A 3537-nucleotide genomic window follows, 5' to 3' on the forward strand; every position below is an offset into this window, starting at 1 on the left:
GCTGGATGCTCCGTGATTACCAAGGCGATAGTTATAACGATTACAGTAATTGTCGCGATTTACAGCGCAATAAAATTGTTATGTGGCAGCATAAACACTACTTAAAGCTTGTTATAGCCATGAATGTCGGTTTACCGCTTATGCTTGGTTTATTAGTGGGCGATGTGTGGGGCATGCTACTACTTGCAGGTTTATTACGCTTAGTATTGAGCCAGCACTTTACCTTTTTCATTAATTCATTGGCTCATATTTGGGGCTCACGCCCATACACTGAAAAAAACACTGCGCGCGATAATGGCTTTTTAGCGTTATTTACTTATGGCGAAGGTTACCATAACTTCCACCATATTTTTGCAAGCGATTACCGTAACGGTATTAAGTGGTTTCATTACGACCCAACTAAATGGATGATTCGCTCTTTAGCAGCGCTCGGTTTAGCCAGTAAATTAAAGCGCACCCCGGTTGAGCGCATAGAAAAAGCCAAAGCCGAAACGCTAATGAGTAAAACGCAAACGCGCCTTTCAAAATTGCCTTTAGCGCAAGATAAGCTTACATTATTACAACAAGAGTACGATTTACTGCTGAAAAAGCTGCAAAATTACTGTTCACTACAAAAACAAGTGTTAGAAGCTAAAAAAAATAACATGGCAAAGCAGTGTGAACAATCAGCATTAATGACACAATACCATGAGCTGGAAGCCGCCTGGGAAAATCAAAAACAGGCATGGCTAGCACTTAATGCGAGGTTATTAAAAGCCTCTTTTAATTAATTTAGGAGTGGCTGTGGCCAAACAACCAGAACAAAAAAAAGCACCCGTAGTTTACCAATATGACGCAATAATTATTGGTACGGGCCCTGGCGGTGAAGGCACCGCCATGAACCTATCTAAAAACGATAAAAAAGTAGCGGTTATTGAGCGCCAACAAGCTGTTGGCGGTGGCTGTGTACATTGGGGAACAATTCCTTCAAAAGCATTACGCCACTCGGTTAGCCGCTATATTGAATACAAAGCAAACCCACTTTTTAATGTTGGCGAGCGCCCTAGCCGCTTAACGTTTCCTGATATTTTAAGTCATGCAAGTTCTGTTATTTCTAAGCAGTCAAACTTACGTAGCAGCTTTTACGACCGTAACCGCATTCATATGTACCAAGGCGATGCGAGTTTTGTAGATAAACACACGGTCGAAATTAAGCGCCTTGATGGCTCAGCAGAGCGTATTACCGCTAAAACCATTGTAATTGCTACTGGCTCACGCCCATACCGCCCACCTGAGGTCGACTTTAGCCATTCACGTATTTACGACAGCGATACTATTTTAGGCCTAGAGCACGACCCACAACGTGTACTTATATACGGTGCGGGTGTTATTGGCTGTGAATACGCTTCAATCTTTAAAGGCTTAGGCGCTAAGGTAGATTTAGTAAACACACGCGACCGCTTATTAGCCTTTATGGATGCAGAAATTTCTGACGCGCTTAGCTACCACTTTTGGAACAGCGGTATTGTTATTCGTCATAACGAAGAGTTTGACCGTATAGAAACGCGCTCAGATTGCGTTGTCATGCATTTAAAATCGGGCAAGCGTGTAAAAGCCGATTGTATTTTATTTGCTAACGGACGCACAGGTAATACCGATACGCTAAACCTTGAAGCTATTGGTTTAAAAGCCGATGGTCGAGGCCAACTTAAAGTCAACGAAATGTACCAAACTGAGGTAGACAACGTTTACGCAGTAGGTGATGTAATTGGCTACCCAAGCTTAGCGAGTGCTGCATTTGATCAAGGCCGTATAGCTGCCGATGCTATTGCCTGCGGTAATTGCGAAGATAAGCTAATTATAGATATACCGGCCGGTATTTATACCATTCCTGAAATGAGTTCGGTAGGTAAAACAGAGCAACAGCTAACCGCTGCAAAAGTACCGTATGAAGTTGGTCGTGCTCAGTTTAAGCACTTAGCTCGTGCGCAAATTGCGGGTACAGAAGTTGGTAGTTTAAAAATATTGTTTCACAGTGAAACAAAAGAAGTACTTGGCGTGCATTGCTTTGGTGAGCGTGCCTCAGAAATTGTTCACATTGGCCAAGCCATCATGGAACAAAAAGGGGCAGGCAACACTGTTGACTACTTTGTAAATACCACATTTAACTACCCAACGATGGCAGAAGCCTACCGTGTTGCGGCGTTAAATGGATTAAATAGATTATTTACTTAACCCGATTACTACACAGCAAAAAGCCCGCTAATTAGCGGGCTTTTTAATAGCTATTAATGTCTTGTCCTGAAATGTGTTTACACATTTAGGACTTATTTTATGAAAACCACTAAAATTAAAGACGTTAAGCGTACTCAGCGAGATTATACATTAGGCTTTAAATTATCTATTGTTGAGCAAGTAGAAAAAGGCGACTTCACCTATAAACAAGCGCAAAGTCATTACGGTATTCAAGGCCGCAGTACCGTTCTGGTATGGCTGCGAAAACATGGTAAATTAGATTGGTCTAAACCAACTTATATAGCCAACATGCCTAAATCGAAAGAAACCCCAGCACAAAAAATTAAACGTTTAGAGCGCGAGATAGAAGAGTTACGCCTAAAGGATTTAATCAAAGATGAAATGATTAATATTATGGATGAAGAATATGGAGCGGGCTTGCGAAAAAAGTACATATCCGAGCTATCACGCGCGCAAAAGAAAACCATCAAATAAAGCTTACTCCGTTATGCCGTGCATATGGCGTAACGCGACAAGGTTACTATCAAGCTATGCGCAGAATAGATGCTCGGAATAAAGAATTGGAGCCAGTCAAAGAATTAGTGATGTACTGGCGGCAATTCATGCCTCGTATTGGTGGGAAGAAACTTTATCTGATGATAAAGCCAGACCTGCAAGAGCGTGGCATTAAACTAGGTCGTGATTGTTTTTTTGATTATTTGAGAGAGCATGACTTTCTTGTAAAACCAAAGAAAAATTACACTAAAACAACAAACAGTAACCATTGGATGCGCAAGCATCCCAATTTACTAAAGGAATACATGCCTACTGCGGCCGAGGAAGTCTTCGTTAGTGACATTACATACGTAAAGTCAGCGCAAGGCGTGCATTACCTATCGTTAGTCACTGATGCTTACAGTCGAAAAATAATGGGTTATGAGCTGAGTGATGAAATGAAAGCAACCGATGTAGTCAGAGCATTAGAAATGACAATTAAGCAACGCGTATATAAACGTGATGCCATTCATCATTCAGATAGAGGTTTACAATATTGCTCTGAAGTATATCAAAATGCGCTATTAAAAGAGGGCATTAGACCATCGATGACCGATGGGTATGACTGTTATCAAAACGCATTAGCAGAGCGTATTAACGGGATATTAAAGCAAGAGTTTTTACTGTATAAATGTCGCAATATGGCAGAGTTAAAACAGCTCGTTGAAGAATCGATATTTATATACAATGAAATGCGACCGCACTTAAGTTTGGATATGAAAACACCAAATCAAGTGCATAAAAAAGACCTGGCGCTTTCGCACCAAG

Annotated in this window: 3 protein-coding genes; all 3 read left to right on the forward strand. The window is 41.2% G+C overall.

Annotation, left to right across the window (positions count from 1 at the left end; genetic code table 11):
- A partial coding sequence (locus tag L650_RS0119805; RefSeq protein WP_029774150.1) for an acyl-CoA desaturase occupies window positions 1–770 on the forward strand: 770 nt, incomplete at its 5' end.
- 13 nt (window positions 771–783) lie between these two features.
- Window positions 784–2214 carry a Si-specific NAD(P)(+) transhydrogenase gene (gene sthA, locus L650_RS0119810; protein WP_029774151.1) on the forward strand — a complete coding sequence of 477 codons (1431 nt, stop codon included), beginning with the start codon at window positions 784–786 and terminating at the stop codon, window positions 2212–2214.
- A gap of 99 nt (window positions 2215–2313) precedes the next feature.
- Window positions 2314–3537 (forward strand): IS3 family transposase gene (locus L650_RS23945; protein ID WP_128081053.1). Its coding sequence is split into 2 segments (ribosomal slippage), with 1225 coding nucleotides annotated over them: window positions 2314–2665 and window positions 2665–3537; the frame shifts between segments, so codons are not numbered across the junction. This gene is flagged as partial in the annotation.

The organism is Pseudoalteromonas sp. TB51, assembly GCF_000498055.1.
Classification (GTDB): Bacteria; Pseudomonadota; Gammaproteobacteria; order Enterobacterales; family Alteromonadaceae; genus Pseudoalteromonas; species Pseudoalteromonas atlantica.